The sequence below is a fragment of the Novosphingobium sp. NPDC080210 genome (assembly GCF_050281025.1).
Taxonomy (GTDB): Bacteria; Pseudomonadota; Alphaproteobacteria; order Sphingomonadales; family Sphingomonadaceae; genus Novosphingobium.
Map to the genome: position 1 here is coordinate 762752 of NZ_JBNNWL010000001.1, position 16237 is coordinate 778988.

The window sequence follows — 16237 nt, forward strand, 5'->3', positions numbered from 1 at the left end:
ATTGCGGAGCGCTGACAGTTCGAAGTCAGTTCGGTTACAAGTCCCGGAAATCCGCGCGTCATACATCTGTCGCGCTGCTGTCGGCGCGCGATCACAATACTGGCACAGTCCTGCAACACGCCCCGCCTAGTTGCCGCCTCGAACCAAACCAATGAGGGGTAACATGCGTAAATTGATGAATGTGCTGCTTGCTTCGACCGCCCTGCTTCCGCAGGCCGTCTTTGCGGCGGAAGCTGCTGACGCGGCCGAAGCCGAGGCTTCGGAAATCGTCGTCCTGGGCAAGGGCGAAACCAAGCAGGTCCAGGAAGTGGGCCAGCGCGACATTTCGGTCCTGCTCCCCGGCACCAGCCCGCTGAAGGCCATCGAAAAGCTGCCCAGCGTCAACATCCAGTCGGCCGACGCCTTCGGCAACTACGAATGGTCGACCCGCGTCACCATCCGCAGCTTCAACCAGAACCAGCTGGGCTTCAACTTCGACGGTATCCCGCTGGGCGACATGACCTATGGCAACCACAACGGCCTGCACATCAGCCGCGTGATCAGCCCGGAAAACATCGGTTCGGTCCGCGTGACCCAGGGCGCCGGGTCGCTCGGCACGCAGTCGACCAACAACCTGGGCGGTACGGTCGAGACCTTCTCGATGGACCCGCTGGACCGTTTCGGCGGCCAGGCCAATGCAACCTATGGCAGCGACAACACCATGCGCGGCTTCGTGCGCCTGAACGCCGGTTCGGCTGAAGGCCCGCGCGGTTACGTCTCCTATGGTTACGGTTCGACCGACAAGTATCGCGGCGTGGGCAAGCAGGACCAGCACATGGTCAATGCCAAGGTCGTCGTGCCGCTGGGCGAAGCGGCCCTGGACGGCTGGTTCAGCTATTCGGATCGCCGCGAGCAGGACTATCAGGACATGTCGCTAGATATGCTGAACCGCCTCGGCTACGGTTGGGACAATATCGCGGGTGACTACGCTCTGGCGATCCAGCTGGCCGACATCGGCAACAACCGTGGCGACACGGGCGCGCCGGTATCGAACGCTGCCGCTGGTACCACCTATCCCGGCAAGATCACCTCGGTCGACGATGCCTATTTCGACGCATCGGGCCTGCGCAAGGACACGGTTGCCTCGATCGGTTTCAAGAGCCCGCTGGGCGAAGGCCTGGATGTGGCGCTGCGTGGTTATTACCACCACAACCGCGGCATGGGCCTCTGGGCGACGCCGTACGTCCCCAGCCCGAACGGCGTGCCGATCTCGATCCGCACCACCGAATACAAGATCGACCGCACAGGCCTGTTCGGCAAGGTCAACTGGAAGGCCGGGATCAACACCCTGTCCGTCGGCGGCTGGTTCGAAACCAACGACTTCAACCAGGCCCGCCGCTTCTATGGCCTGGAAAGCCGTACTAACCCGGGCCGCTCGTTCCGCGAATACCCCAGCAACCCGTTCTTCACGCAGTGGGAATTCGATTTCAACACCGAAACCCTGCAATACTTCGTGGAAGATCGCGTTGACCTGGGCGACCTGAAGGTCAACTTCGGCTGGAAGGGTTTCAAGGTCACCAACGAGGCCACCGCCGTGGTCCAGGCCAGCTTCCCGCAGGGCAAGATCGACGCGACCGACTGGTTCCAGCCGCACTTCGGCCTGAACCTGGCGATGGGTCCCAATGCGGAAGTCTTCGCCGGCTTCACCCAGGCCACCCGCGCCTTTGCCTCGGCCACGACGACGGGTCCGTTCTCGACCAACCAGACCGGTTTCGACAGCATCCGCGATACGCTGAAGCCGGAAACGTCAGACACCTATGAATTCGGGGCGCGTTACAACAGCCCGGTCTTCAACGGCGTAGCCGGGATCTACCTGGTGAACTTCCACAATCGCTTGCTGGCAGCCGCCAGCGGCCCCAGCATCGTCGGCAGCCCCTCGGTCCTGCAGAACGTCGGTTCGGTCCGCTCGGTCGGTTTCGAAGCCGCTGGCGACCTGAAGCTGGGCGGCGGGTTCGGCCTGTTCGCGTCCTACAGCTACACCGACGCAACCTACCGCAACGACGTCTACAACCTGTCGGGCAGCCTGCTGGCCGCGATCAAGGACAAGACCGTGGTCGATACGCCCAAGCACATGCTGCGCGGCGAGCTGACCTATGATCGTGGCGCCCTGTTTGGCCGGATCGGGCTGAACTATATGTCCAAGCGGTACTTCACCTACACCAACGACCAGTCGGTGCCGGGCCGCACTGTCGTCGATGCTTCAATCGGCTATCGCCTTACCGACAAGATCGAGCTGCAGCTGAATGCCACCAACCTGTTCGACGAACAGTACCTGGGCACGATCAACTCGGGCGGCACCGGCAACAGCGGGGATCGCCAGACCCTGCTGCCCGCCGCGCCGCAGCAGTTCTTTGCAACCGTCAAATTCGGCTTCTGATCAAGACGAATAGTCCCTAGCCTTGGGGGTGGGTGTTCCGGCATCCGCCCCCGCTTTCTTTTCAAGCGATCCATTCCCGGGCGGACTGACAGCCCACCGAATTTGAGGAGGACATGATGACCCGTTCCTTCAGCATGACCCGCCGGACCACTCTGGCCGGTCTCTCCACGGCGGCGGCATTGGCTGCGCTGCCAGCTTTCGCCGCAAGCGGCCCTGCGCGCGAGATGTTCCGCCACGGCGTTGCCAGCGGCGACCCCGATGCGACCAGCGTGGTGCTGTGGACCCGCGTGAGCGGCGTCGAAAGCCTTGATGTCGAATGGGAGCTGGCAACTGACCCGGCCTTCGGGAAGCTGATCCAGACGGGCCGCTTCGCCACCGGGCCAGAGCGGGACTTTACCGTCAAGGTCCTGGCCGAGGGGCTGCGCCCGGGCGGGCACTACTATTACCGCTTCCGCGCCAACGGAGTGAACTCGCCAGTGGGCCGCACCCGCACCCTGCCGGTCGGCAAGCTGGAGCGGCTGGGCATCGCCCTGGCCTCCTGCTCCAACTACGCCTTCGGCTATTTCAACGCCTATGACGCCATTGCGCGCGACCCGGTCATCGACTTCGTGCTGCACACGGGCGACTACATCTACGAATATGGCGCTGCTGGATGGGGTAGTGAAACCGCGCGCAAGCTGGGCCGGGTGCATGAACCGGCGAACGAGATCGTCTCGCTGGCCGACTATCGCACCCGCCATGCCCAGTACAAGACCGATGCCGGCGCACAGGCCATGCATGCCGCCAAGCCGCTGCTGGCCTGCTGGGACGATCACGAAAGCGCCAACAACCCGTGGGTAGGCGGCGCGCAGAACCACCAGCCAGAGACGGAAGGCGACTGGCAGGACCGCCGCAATGCCTCGATCCAGGCCTATTTCGAATGGATGCCGGTGCGCGAGCCCGGTCCCGGCCGGACCCGCGCGCAGTTCTGGCGAACCTATGTGTTCGGCGACCTTGCCACCTTGTCCACGCTGGAAACCCGGCACACGGCGCGCGCGCTGCAAGTGGACTATGAACCCTATCGCAAGTCGATCGCCAGCTTTGCCGATGCGGCCCGTATGGAACGCGAAGCGCTCGGAGCGCCGGGGCGCACGATGCTCGCGCCTGAACTGGAAGCGGATTTGTCAGCAGCCTGGCAGAACTCCAAGCGCCTGAACCAACCCTGGCGCCTTATCGGCAATCCCATGCCAATTGCCCGGACCCGCGTGCCGGACGTGGTCTCCCTGGGCGTGATCCCCGATCCCGCCAAGCAGGCGAAGCCCCTGCCCGCAGCACAGGACCTGGCGTGGAAGGGCAAATGGAACCTGCCGTTCTATCCCGACACCTGGGACGGCTATGAATGGGCGCGCGAACGGCTCTACAGCCAGGCCCGCACCGCCGGAGTAAACGACCTGGTGTTCCTGACCGGGGACAGCCACAGCTTCTGGGCAAATCGCCTGGCCGATGCAGCAGGTCAGCCAATGGGCGTGGAACTGGGCACGGCAGGCATCACCTCCCCCGGAGATTTCGTGGAAAGCGGCTTTGATCCGGTCACGGCAGCGAAGCTTGATCAGGCCTTTGCCGAGCACAATCCGGAAGTCGTCTGGACCGACAATCTGCACCAGGGCTATGTCCGCCTGGTGCTCACCCATGGCCAGGGACGGGCCAGCTTCGTGGTAGTAAACACGATCACCAGCCCGGTTTACAGCACCCGCGTCATTAGCCGGTGGAGCCTGCGCAAGAGCGCCGACGAACTGCTGATGGAACGGGTCTAGGCCCTCAGCGGGCGCTGGCTTCGGCCAGCGCCCGCATCACGTCTTGCCACGAGACGAGTTTGAAATTCTGCGCATCGGGGGCATTGTCGCCGTCCTGCACTACCAGAAGACCGACCGGATACGACGGTCCGAAACTGCCGCCAGCCAAGGCGATCCCATCGGTTTCTTCCGTTGCGCCGAGCTTTCCGGCAGCAATGCGAAAGCGCCCAGCCGGGGCCATGTCCGGCAAGCGATAGAGCGCATAGGCATTGTCGCCCTGGCTTGAAGCAAGCAGCCAGCCGTCCTTGCGCCCCACGGGAAGCAGGGCCAGCCCTTCGACATCGGCGAAGAGGTGCCGGCTATCCACCTGGGCGACGAGCTTGCCTTGTGTTCCAGCGTTTGGCCTGGCATCGAAGGCCCAGATGCCGCGCGCTTCCTCACCCGCATAAATCTGCCTGGTTCGCGGGTCGGCCACGCAGCCTTCGGCCTGGGTGGCAACGGACAGGCTCCGCACGATCCGGCCCGCAGCGGTCCGCCCGGAAAGGTTGATCCGCACCTGATGCACCGCGCCGTGCTTGAGCACGGAAAAGGCATAGAGGCTGCGGCCTGATTGCATCAGGCACACGCCATAGGCCTCCCCCGCCCCGCCCGGCGCGCTGCCGATTTCCTTGAGCGTGGCAGACCGGGTATCCAGTCGGTAGATCCGCAAGACCGCCTTGGCCGGATCGTTGCGATCGCTGGCGACCGCAAAAACGCCGCTGGCCCCAAGGTCGATAAGGTCTACATTGTTGAGCCGCCCCGCCGGGACGAACGATCTGGCCTTGCCGTCCAAGCCATAGACGTAAAGCCCGGCCTTCTTGTCCGTGGCGAGGATCAGGCTATCCGCTGGGCGGCGCGCATTGCGCCAGATCGCGGGATCGTCCGCCGCATCGTCATTCGCAGTGCCAACCGGCGCCGTTTCCGCGACGGCCTGGACTGAAACGGTATTGGCGGACCCTGCCGAAGCAAGGCCCGCCGCCACCAGCGCGAGGATCAAGGAGGATACCCCGCGCATTCCTTAGAAGTTGACCCGGAAGCCGCCCGCAAAGCGGCGACCGAAGCGCTCCCATTCAATGGTGTAGCTGTCGGTGAACGGCGTCGGCGTGCCGGTAGCCGTCAACAGGTTGCCCGGTTCCGCAAAACGGCGGCCCGGATTGTTCAGCAGGTTGGTCGCATCGAAGAACACTTCAACATTCTTCGAAATCGCATAGCGGGCCGAGAAGTCGAGCTCGTCGTCCGTCGCCCAGTAGGTATCACCCGCGTCGGTCAGATCGTCGGCATAGCCATCCAGCCAGTTAGTGCGCTTCTGGTAGCTAAGGCGCAGCGAAAGGCCGTACTTCTCGTAATAGCCCGACAGGTTGTAAACCCAGTCCGAAGTGCCCGGCAGGCGCAGCTTGCGCGCCGGAACCGTGCCAATGGCCGGCTTGGTCACTTCGCTGTTGTTGTAGGTCACGTTCGCGCTCAGCCCGAAGCCGCCCATCCACGAGGGCAGGCCGATCTGCTTGGTCCAAGGCTCCAGCTGAAGCTGCGCCGCTGCTTCAAAGCCATAGACCCGGCCCTGGCCGCCATTGGTGATGCCGGTGAAGGTATAGGCCGAGCGATCCACCCCGCCGCTGTTCAGCGCGTCAGAGCCAAAGCTGCGCGACTGGCGGTACAGGACGTCGCGAACATTCTTGTAGAACACGCCGGCCATCAGGTAGCCCTGCGGACGCAAATACCATTCGAAATAACCATCAAGACCCCAGGCCTTCTCCGGCTTTACTGCCGGATTGCCGCCCGAGATCGTCTGGTTGGAATCGTTCACGACGACGTTCGGACGCATCTGGTCATAGTCCGCCCGCGCCGCGCCGGTGTTGAACGACAGGCGCAGCTTCTTCGTCTCGTCCAGGTTGTAGTTGAAGTGGAGCGAAGGGAACACCATCGTCCGGTCGCTTTCCGCTGTGACCAGCCCGGCAGTCGTGCCCACGGTGCCCTGCGCGATGCCACGGTTCTTGACGTGCTCGCCCCGTGCACCGCCGACCAGCGAGCCAAAGTCCCAGCGAACCGTTCCCATCAGGTAACCGGCAAAGACCTGCTCGCGCACGTCATAGATGTTCCCGGTGACCGGGTTGAACGTATAAAGCTCGCGTGCCTTTTCTGCCGCCGCGCGCATCTTGACCGGATCGAAATAGCGGAAGGTGTAGTCCATCGGAATCCGGCCAAGGAATTCCTGATCGAGCGAGAACAGGTTGTAGTCGGTCGGAATGCCGACTGCGGCAAACTGGGCGGCGGTGTTCAGCACCAGGTTGCTTTCATCCACCACCTTGGTTCGCTGATCGAACTGGAACCCGGCCTTCAGCGTGGCGTCACCGCCCAGGAACCCGGTTTCGCGGGTCACGACCAGGCGCGCGGTATAGGCCTTGGTCGTATCGACCGCATCGAGCAAGGTCAGTGACGTGAGCGGCTTGCTGAAGGTATCGATCGCCGTAACCGGCGTACCGGCCTGGTAGCGCGTCGGGCTGGCAAGCTGGTTGGTCGTCGACAGGATCAGGCGCGAACGGTTCGGATCGCTGAAGTCATAGGCGATGGTCGGGCGCGCGGTCCGGGTGCTGGGGCTTTCCCAGGTCGTTTCGCCGACGACCGAGCGGTCGTCCTTGGATTCGGTGTAGTTGCCCAACAGGTTGACGGTCCAGCCATCAGCCGGCGCGAATTCGGCTTCCGCCGTATTGGTGAAGATCGACTGGCGGAATGCGCGCAGGGTCGAACGCTGGCGGATGTCGACGCCGTAGATGGTGCCCTTCAGCGGGGTATTGCCAATGCAGATGTCGGCATAGCCGGTGTTGGTCGGCGTCGGATTGATGGCCGTGTCGCAGGCTTCGGCGGCGCTCACCAGATCGCTCTGCCGGTCGTCCAGGTCAAAGCGGTAGTTGTCGCGCATCTCGTCGTCTTTGAAGATCGTGTAGATCGAGCGCAGCGACAGCTTGGTATCGCCCTGGCGATAGTCCAGGCGGCCCGATGCCGACCAGTTCCTGCGGGTCAGGCGGTACAGCTTGTTTTCTGCCTCCTGAGCCCAGAACCGGGTGGTGTTGCCGGGGCGCAGATCGCCGCTGACCCGCTCGTAATCGGTTTCGAAGTTGTCGGTGATCATCGCGCGCTCGAAATACGAACCCGAAACGACGACGCCCAGTTCACCCTCGCCCATGTCAAAGCGGTTGGAATAGACGGCCGAGGCTTCGACCTGCGGACGGTTGCCCAGTTCCGCCTGGCCGTAACCGACCTTGGCCGCGAAGTGCTCGCCGGTGTAGTCAAAGGCAGAGCGGGTAACGATGTTGACGTTGCCCGAAACCGTCTCGCCCGGCATGTCCGGGGTCACCGCCTTGGACACGACGATCTGCGCGGCAATGGCCGAAGGCACCGAGTCAAAGCGCGCGTCGCGCCCTTCCGGGCTGACCACGTTGATCCCGTCAAAGCTAAGCGTGGTCCAGTAATTCGGTGCCCCGCGCAGGCTGACATAGCGGGCCTGGCCTGGTCGCGCTCTACGGCGACGCCCGGCAGGCGGCTGGTGGCCTGGGCGATGTTCTGGTCGGGCAGACGCCCCACGCCGTCTGAGGCGGCGACGGCCACCAGCGAATCCGACTTCTTCTGGGTTTCCAGCGCGGCGGCTTCGGATTCGGCAATCGGGCGATTGCCAGTGACCACGATAACACCCGCGTCATCAGCAGCCTCTGCCGCTTCTTCTGCCTGGGCCTGGACCGCCGGCAGGACCGCGCAAGCGGTGCACAGCAAGGCAAAGCGCAAGGCCGAACGGCTTGAACGAATTTTCATGGTCGAGCCCCTGAGTAAGCGTAACGTTTCGAAATGGCGCTCTAATTCTGGTAAAAGACTCTTGAGGGACAATTCCGTGTCAGCGTTTCAGCGACTTGGTGACAGCTTTTTGTCAGGCCACCATCTGTTCCGGGCGGATATAGGCCCAAACCGCATGGGCAGTCCGTCACCGTGATGTAATATTTCCGTCCCATCGGCGTCGCAGCTGAACACTGGGATTCTTCGGGGCAATGGAAGACGTACTGACCGCCAATCCGGAAGTGGCCACCACCACTGCCGCCAACCGCTATTTCAATCGCGAGTTGAGCTGGCTGTCGTTCAACCAGCGCGTCCTGTCAGAAGCGTGCAACCCCAACTACCCGCTGCTTGAGCGGCTGCGCTATCTGTCGATTTCCGGCAGCAACCTCGATGAATTCATGATGGTTCGCGTGGCTGGTCTGGCCGGGCAAGTGCAGCGCCAGATCGAGGAAGTGTCGATCGACGGAATGACGGCGGCGCAGCAATTGTCCGCGATCCGCGAAGCCGTGATCGAACTGGAATCGGCCCAGCAGGACGTGTGGCGGACCCTGCGCGAGGAACTGGCGCAAGAGGGCATCGTGCTGGCCGACGGCAAGCGCCTCACGCCGCTCCAGACCCGCTGGCTGCGCGACTATTTCGTCAAGCACATCGTCCCGGTCATAACCCCTCAGGCGATTGACCCGGCCCACCCCTTCCCCTTCGTCGCCAACCAGGGAATGGGCATCCTCTTTCCGCTGATCCGGACCAGCGACGGCGCCCACGTGATGGAAATGGTCCTGATCCCGCAGGCCCTGCCGCGCTTCATCCGCCTGCCGGGTGAAGAGGCGACCTATATCAGCATCGAGGACCTGCTCTGCCGCAAGGCCGCGCTGTTGTTCCCCGGCTTTCGCGTTCAGGGTCACGGCGTGTTCCGCATATTGCGCGACAGCGATCTGGAAGTCGAGGAAGACGCCGAGGACCTGGTCCGCTATTTCCGGACCGCGATCCAGCGGCGGAGGCGCGGATCGGTGATCCTCCTGCAATTGCAGGACGACATCGAACCGGCGGTGGAACAACTGCTGCGCGAACAATTGCGGCTCGACCGCGCCATGGTCCTTAAGACGCGCGGCGTGGTCGGGATTTCGGGGCTGTCCGCCCTGGTCGAGGAAGACCGACCCGACCTGAAGTTCGAGCCTTACAGCCCGCGCTATCCCGAACGCATCCGCGAGCATGACGGGGATTGCTTCGCCGCGATCCGCGAGAAGGACATCATCATCCATCACCCCTACGAAAGTTTCGAAGTGGTGGTGGACTTCCTGCGCCAGGCCGCATCGGACCCGGACGTCATCGCGATCAAGCAGACGCTTTACCGGGCCGGCAAGCAATCCGCCGTGATTGCCGCCCTGATTGCCGCGGCCGAAGCGGGCAAGGCCGTGACGGCGGTGGTAGAACTGAAGGCCCGGTTCGACGAAGAGCAGAACCTGCACTGGGCCAGCCAGCTGGAACGCGCCGGAATCCAGGTGATCTACGGTTTCGTGGACTGGAAGACCCACGCCAAGGTTTCGATGGTCGTGCGGCGCGAGGATGGCGGCTATCGCACCTACTGCCATTTCGGCACCGGCAATTATCACCCGGTGACCGCGCGAACCTATACCGACCTCAGCTTCTTCACCGCCGATCCGCGCGCGGGCCGCGACGCGGGGCGGCTGTTCAACTTCGTCACCGGCTATGTCGAGCCGCAGCGCACCGAACTGCTGACCATGTCGCCGATTGGCCTGCGCGAAACGCTGTATGAATACATCGAGGCCGAGGCGGAGAACGCGCGCAAGGGCAAGCCGGCGGCAATCTGGGCAAAGCTCAATTCGCTGACCGATCCGGGCCTGATTGACCGGCTCTATGCCGCCAGCGCCGATGGGGTCCAGATCAGTCTGGTGGTACGCGGAATTTGCTGCCTGCGTCCCGGCGTTCCGGGCCTGTCGGACAACATCACGGTCAAGTCGATCATCGGCCGGTTTCTGGAACACAGCCGCATCTGGGCCTTTGCCTGCGGCGGCCTGCTGCCCAATGCGCGGGCCAAGGTCTTCATCTCCTCCGCCGATGGCATGACCCGAAATCTCGACCGCCGGGTCGAACTGCTGGTGCCGATCCGCAACCGCACGGTTCACGATCAAGTCCTCGATCAAGTCATGGTCGCCAACCTGATCGACACTGAACAAAGCTGGTTGCTCGGTTCCGACGGCAGCTATCGCCGGGTTGGCAAGGCGGAAAACCCCTTCAACCTGCACCGTTATTTCATGACCAATCCGTCCCTGTCCGGTCGCGGCGCGGCATTGACGAGCGGCCACAAGGTGCCAAAACTGGCCCTGCGCCGCGGCGCTGCTTAGGGACACCGGCGCTGTGATCGAACCACAACAGGGACAAACGCAAACTGACAATTCCAGCCTGCGCGCGGTAATCGACATCGGCTCGAACACCGTGCGCCTGGTGATCTTTGGCGGCGATCCGCGGGTGCCGACGGTGGTCCTGAACGAGAAGGTCCAGGCCAAACTCGGCAAGGGGCTGAGCGCAGGCGGCAAGCTTTCGGCAAAGTCCATGGCCGCTGCGCTCAAGGCACTGAAGCGGTTTGCGCTGGTGCTGAAAGGGCGTTCGATTGCGCGGGTGCACACTGTCGCCACGGCAGCGGTGCGCGACGCGGTGAACGGCCCGCAGTTCCTGGAGCAAGTCTCGGCCCTGGAGTTGCAGCCGCGTTTGCTGACCGGCGAAGAGGAAGCCCTGACCAGCGCCCTCGGCGTGGCGGCGGCGTTTCCGCAGGCGCGCGGGGTCGTTGCCGATCTGGGCGGTGGCAGCCTGGAACTGGTCCACATTTCCGGCTGGACCTGCGAACATGGCAGCAGCCTGCCGCTCGGCACCCTGCGCCTCGCCGGCCTCCGCGCCGCCAATCCGCGCAAGTTCCGCCGCGATACCGAGGACTTGATTGCGGCAACAGGAAGCCGCTGCCAGACGGGCGAAGCGCTCTATCTGGTCGGTGGTTCCTTCCGCGCCCTGGCGCACTATTACCTGCACATCACCCGTTCGCCGCTGGACGATCCCCACGGTTTCGAAATCGGGGCAGAGGAAATCGCCAAACTTTGCCGCAGCCTGCAACGCAGTGCGCCAGTCGGTCCGGTCCCCGGCATTTCGCAGGCACGGCTGAATTCACTGCAGGACACGGCTTCCCTGCTGGTTCCGCTGATTGCCGCGACCGGCGCGCAGCGGCTGATCTTCTCGGCCTGGGGGCTGCGTGAGGGCGTGGTCATCCAGTCCTTGCCCACTCACGATCAGCAGCGTGATCCCTTGCCCCTGGCGACTTACAGTTTCGCCCGCATGCTGGGCGTGACTGAAACCTGGACCACATTGACGGAACGCTGGATAGCAGAAGTGCTGCCTGACGAACCGGCGCTGCGCAATCCGATCGTCGCCGCGATCACGCTGGGCCTTGCCCTGCGCACCATCGAGCCAAATCTGCGCGCTCAAACCGCGCTGAACTGGGCCTTGCGCAAACGCTGGATCGGCCTCGACGCGCCAGGCCGCGCAATTCTTGCCGCCGCCATGCTGGCAAGCGCCAATCGCTCTGTTCCGGAGGACATCCGCGCACTCGCCCAAGAGGAGGCGATCCGTTCCGCCATGGCCTGCGGAATGGCCATGCGGCTCTGCTGGCGCCTGACCGGCTTCGCGCCTTTGCTGCTGCCAAAGACACAGCTTTCAATCGATGGACCGAACCTAGTTCTGCGCCTGAACCCTGACGTGAAGGACCTGCTGTCCGAAGCCGTGGAGCGAGATCTTAATCAGCTTGCAGCGCACCTTGGTCTCTGTCCTGCCCTATTGGAGAGCGAACCGGCCTGACCTGAGCACGCGGTTCCTGCCGCCCCATGGCAACAGGAACCGCCGTACCCATGATCAGAACTGCTTCGACAGTTCGATCCGCGCCGAACCCAGGCGACCGCGCCCGTCGGTCCTCAACCCGAGTTCGAGGTCGAGCGCCCAGGCATCGGGCAACAGGAACGCCGAACCAAGCGAGGTTTCCAGCCGGTCCGCAGCCCAGTTGATCCCGCCAATCCCGAAGGTCGAAGGACCAGCGACATTCGCATAGTCCAGCGTCTGGATCGCCAGGTCCTGGAACTCATGCCGCCATTCAGCGCGGAAGCGAGGCTTCACGATCACGCTACCCATCGGCAGCGAAGTGCCGATCCGCCCGCCCAGCACGCTGCCAAGCGATTCGATCTGGCGTTCGTCGTAACGGAGCGAGAGCGTACCCGCACCGCTTTCGACATAGGCATCCAAACTGGCCGCCAACCATTCGGCCCGGCCGTAGAGCGACCAGTTCAGCTTCTTCCCGCCCTTATCAATCCCGAAGGCCAGCGACCCCATGGTCAGAGAGCCGCCACGCTTGGCAGTGGCTTCGCCCGCCATGCCGGAAACCGGGCGCCTGGTCTTGAAATCGACCGAACCGAGTCCGAACAGAGCATCGACGAACAGGTCGGACCGCAGGGTGAAGCTGGCGTAGCCAACCGCGACGGAACTGTTGCCGCGCAGTTTCGCCCCGCCGGTCGCTTCCCTCCGATCCCAGCCGAACCCGCCGCCCAGGCCGACAACGATGCCTTCCGTAAGCTTGATGTCCGCGCCCAGGCTAACGCCGCTGCTGGTGACTTCAACCTTGTCCTTGCCGCTGCTCAGGTCCTGGGTACCGAATTCGATCGTTCCGCCGCTCCAGGCTCCGATGGAGCCATTGCGCCGGGCAGTCTCAGCGGCATTCATGGGTGTGGCAGCGCTGCGCCCCGCCCGCGCGGGGCTATTGTCCCCGTTCGCCCGGAAGTGCGCGACCATCGCCTTTTCCACCATCTGCTGGCGCTGCAACGGCGCAAGGCCGGGATCGCGTAGATGCGGGAACGTCAGGCGCAGCCCCATGCTGGCAGGTCCAGGATTGCGGTTGCCATGCAGGCTTTCCATCCGGCGCATGAAATTGTTCGACTGCGTCAGAGCAAAGCGCAGCGTGCTTTCCGCTTGCATTTCCGACAGGGCACGAACCGCCGGATCGGCCGAAGGATCGGGCCGCGCGGTCACGTTCACGGTAATCGTCGCTTCTGCCGAAGGACCAAAGGCATTGCTGAGCGTGTAACGCACCAGCAGCGCACCGTTGAAGTGGCCCGCCACGGTGATGCGCGCCGAATAGCTGCGATTGTCCGCAGTGCCGCCCTCCACGATGCTGGCAGTACTTCCCGCCGCCGAGACCGAAATGATCGCAGCTCCGGTGAACGGGCCGCCAGTGGCACCCGCCATCAGGTTAACCGTGATCGTCTCGCCGTCGCCCGCCGTTGCGGTTAGCGCAGGAGCCACCGCCGCCGTCGGCTGAACGGTAATCGCCACGGTGCCAAGGTTCGACGCGCCGCCCGGTCCCTGCGCCTGGAAGGTAAAGGAATCCGCCCCGGTATAACCCACTGCGGGTACATAGGTGACGACCGTGCCCGCCAGCGTTGCCGTGCCATGAGCCGGAGCCGATACCAGCGCAAAGCCGGAGGATACGCCGGACACGGTGGGCGACAGGTCAATCGTGGCGCGGGTGGCCCCGGCGCTGGTCGCTCCGGCAACCGTCACCGCGGCGGGTGAGACAACGACCGGCGCGGCAGGGGTTGCAACCGCGATGGCAACCCTTGCCGGGGCCGAGGTTCCACCCGGTCCGGTTGCGGTGTAGGTAAAGCTGTCCGCGCCATAGTAGCCAGTAGCCGGGGTATATGTTGCCACTGCTCCACTGATTGTCACCGTGCCATGGCTCGGCGCCGTGCCGATGGCGACGGACCTGTAAACGCCATCAATGGAACCGGAGAGGTCGATTGCCGTGCCACTGCTGGCATAGGGAACCGCCACGTTGCTGATGTCTGCAGCGGTCGGCGCGGGAGGAGCAAGAACCGTGATGGAAACCGTTGCCCGGACCGAACTCCCTCCAACTCCAGAGGCGTAGTAAGTGAAACTGTCCGTCCCGTAGTAACCACTGACCGGGGAATAGGTGACCACGCTGCCGCTGATCGAAAGCGCGCCGAAGCCGGGCGCCGTTCCGATTGCGATTGAGGTATATGAACCGCTGATCGACGACGACAAGTCAATCGGCGTTGCAGTGTCATAGGCAACCGACGCGCTGACGTTCTGGACAGTCGGCGCGCTCGCCAGTCTCACGCTGCTGGCGGCCGAAGCGGGCGAAACATTGCCGGCCAGATCAACTGCAGTCGCAGTGATCGCATAGTCACCGGCGGCAAGCGATGTCGTGGTATAAGACCATGCACCCGCCCCATCTGCAGTGGTGGTCCCGTTTGCACTGCCGTTCAACCGGACGGTGATGGTCGTCCGCGGTTCCGCCGTGCCGGTAACTGTGACCGGCCCCGGTGCCATGACGCTGTCATTGGCAGGCGTCAGGATAATCGGCGCTGCCGGGGCGGTCGTGTCGGTGGTGAAGGTCACGGTCGCAGAGTTGGCGCTAATCCGGTCGAAAGCGTCCATGGCTGTGGCAAAGACGGTGTGGCTGCCGTCAGCCAATTGCATTAATGCCGGGATTGTCCAGTTTCCGACGTTATCGACAGACGAAACCCCACCATAGGAACCATCGATATAGATTCGAACGGTGGTTCCAAGCACGCTGGTCCCAGCGAAGGCGACAATTGAAGTGGCCACCAGTTCGCCATTGGCCGGGGTGACGATGACAGGGGCGGGCGGCGGCGCGCCCGGATCTATCGTCATCGCGAAAGACGAGCCAACCGTGAATGGAGCGCCGGGCCCCGTCGTGCTGTCGCTCGCTGCAACGGAAAAGATGAAGGTGCCCGCTACCAGTGGCGTGCCTGATAGCAGTCCACTCGAATCCAGAGTCAGCCCGGTTGGCAACACTCCGGTCATCACCCGGAAAGTATAGGGTGCATTTCCTCCGTCAGCCGCGAAGGATCCGGAGTAGTTCTGCCCCACCACCCCGGTGAGGTCCGGAGAATAGATCGTTAAGCCTGGGGGAGCAATCGTGACCGAATAGGCTCTGACTGCGGAAAACGGTCCTGCTCCCCTGCTGCTATCCGTGGCCGTGATCGAGAAATTGTAGGTGCCGGTGCTGGTCGGAGCGCCGGACAAGACACCATCGGACGATAGCGAAATGCCTGGTGGCAGCGTGCCTGAACTCAACGAGAAGACATAAGGCGCGGTGCCGCCTGATGCGGTCAGGGCTTGCGAGTAGACAAAGGTGACTTGGGGATTGGGCAGCGTATTGGGGGCGATGACGACAGTCGGCGCCGCAATGGTCAGGCTATACGACTGCTGCCCGCTGAATGGCGCACCGGTTCCAGTGGAGCTGTCTGTTGCGCTGACGGTGAAGTTGAACGTGCCCGCCGCGGTCGGCGTTCCGCTCAACTGGCCGCTGATCGAAAGGGCCAGACCAGCCGGAAGTGCGCCGGAGGCGATGGCGTATGTATAGGGCCCGGTCCCGCCAGCGGCTGACAAAGTCTGATTGTAGGCCTGCCCGATCGTGCCGCCGGGCACGGACGACGGCGAGAGGGTGATCGTCGGCGCGGCAATGACGACCGAGTAGTTCTGAGTGACCGTGAATGGACCGCCGCTTGCTGCCGGCGTGTTGTCCGTCGCGCGGACAGAGAAGGAAAAGGTGCCAGCCGCTGTTGGGGTGCCACGGACCGCGCCGGTGGCCAATAAAGTCAAGCCTGGAGGCAGTGACCCTGCCGAGATCGAATAGCTATAAGGCGACGTTCCGCCGCTGGCCGCGAAGATCAGATTGTAGCTCTGACCCACTGTCCCGCCCGTAAAGGTCGTGGGAGCGGGAGTCATGGTCAGGGTAGGCGGACCGTACGTGAATTTTGTAGCAGCACTGACTCCCGAGCTTCCCGCCGAGTTTGTTACCACGACATCGACAGTGCCCACTCCGGCGGGCGAAATCGCGCTGATCTGCGTATCGCTGTTGATGAAAAAGATCTGCGCATCGGCACCGCCGAACGTGACGGTGGAGGCACCGCTGAAACCCGTCCCGGTGATGACAACCGCAGTTCCGCCTGCAGCGGGACCCGTGCTAGGCAGAACCTCGGTCACTACCGGCGGAGCAACTGCGGCCGTGGCCGGAGGAATGATCGCGAAAAAGATGCCGACGAGCAGCAGCAACCGACGAATCGAGTTCATTCAAGCAGACCCTCTCACC

7 protein-coding genes are annotated in these 16237 nt (G+C 63.5%); 4 read left to right on the forward strand and 3 right to left on the reverse strand.

Annotation, left to right across the window (positions count from 1 at the left end; genetic code table 11):
* Positions 1-163: 163 nt before the first annotated feature.
* On the forward strand, positions 164-2416 hold the full coding sequence (locus ACQKOE_RS03665; RefSeq protein WP_427511604.1) for a TonB-dependent receptor: 2253 nt from the start codon (positions 164-166) through the stop codon (positions 2414-2416).
* 116 nt (positions 2417-2532) lie between these two features.
* On the forward strand, positions 2533-4209 hold the full coding sequence (locus ACQKOE_RS03670) for an alkaline phosphatase D family protein (protein WP_427511605.1): 1677 nt from the start codon (positions 2533-2535) through the stop codon (positions 4207-4209).
* A 4-nt stretch (positions 4210-4213) separates the two neighbouring features.
* Here ACQKOE_RS03670 and ACQKOE_RS03675 read toward each other — a convergent pair whose 3' ends face one another.
* Positions 4214-5242 (reverse strand): phytase, encoded by a 1029-nt coding sequence (locus tag ACQKOE_RS03675; RefSeq protein ID WP_427511606.1) that lies wholly within the window; start codon positions 5240-5242, stop codon positions 4214-4216.
* 3 nt (positions 5243-5245) lie between these two features.
* A complete protein-coding gene (locus ACQKOE_RS03680; protein WP_427511951.1) occupies positions 5246-7876 on the reverse strand; it encodes a TonB-dependent receptor in 2631 nt (876 codons plus the stop codon).
* A 385-nt stretch (positions 7877-8261) separates the two neighbouring features.
* Here ACQKOE_RS03680 and ACQKOE_RS03685 point away from each other — a divergent pair, with 385 nt between their 5' ends.
* Together ACQKOE_RS03685 and ACQKOE_RS03690 are read left to right on the forward strand one after the other, a co-directional pair.
* Entirely contained in the window at positions 8262-10412 is a 2151-nt protein-coding gene (locus ACQKOE_RS03685) for an RNA degradosome polyphosphate kinase (RefSeq protein WP_427511607.1), read from the forward strand.
* 13 nt (positions 10413-10425) lie between these two features.
* Positions 10426-11910 (forward strand): hypothetical protein, encoded by a 1485-nt coding sequence (locus ACQKOE_RS03690; RefSeq protein ID WP_427511608.1) that lies wholly within the window; start codon positions 10426-10428, stop codon positions 11908-11910.
* Positions 11911-11964: 54 nt separating this feature from the next.
* Here ACQKOE_RS03690 and ACQKOE_RS03695 read toward each other — a convergent pair whose 3' ends face one another.
* Positions 11965-16218, reverse strand: coding sequence for a putative Ig domain-containing protein (locus tag ACQKOE_RS03695; RefSeq protein ID WP_427511609.1), 4254 nt, complete (start codon positions 16216-16218; stop codon positions 11965-11967).
* Positions 16219-16237 lie beyond the last annotated feature (19 nt).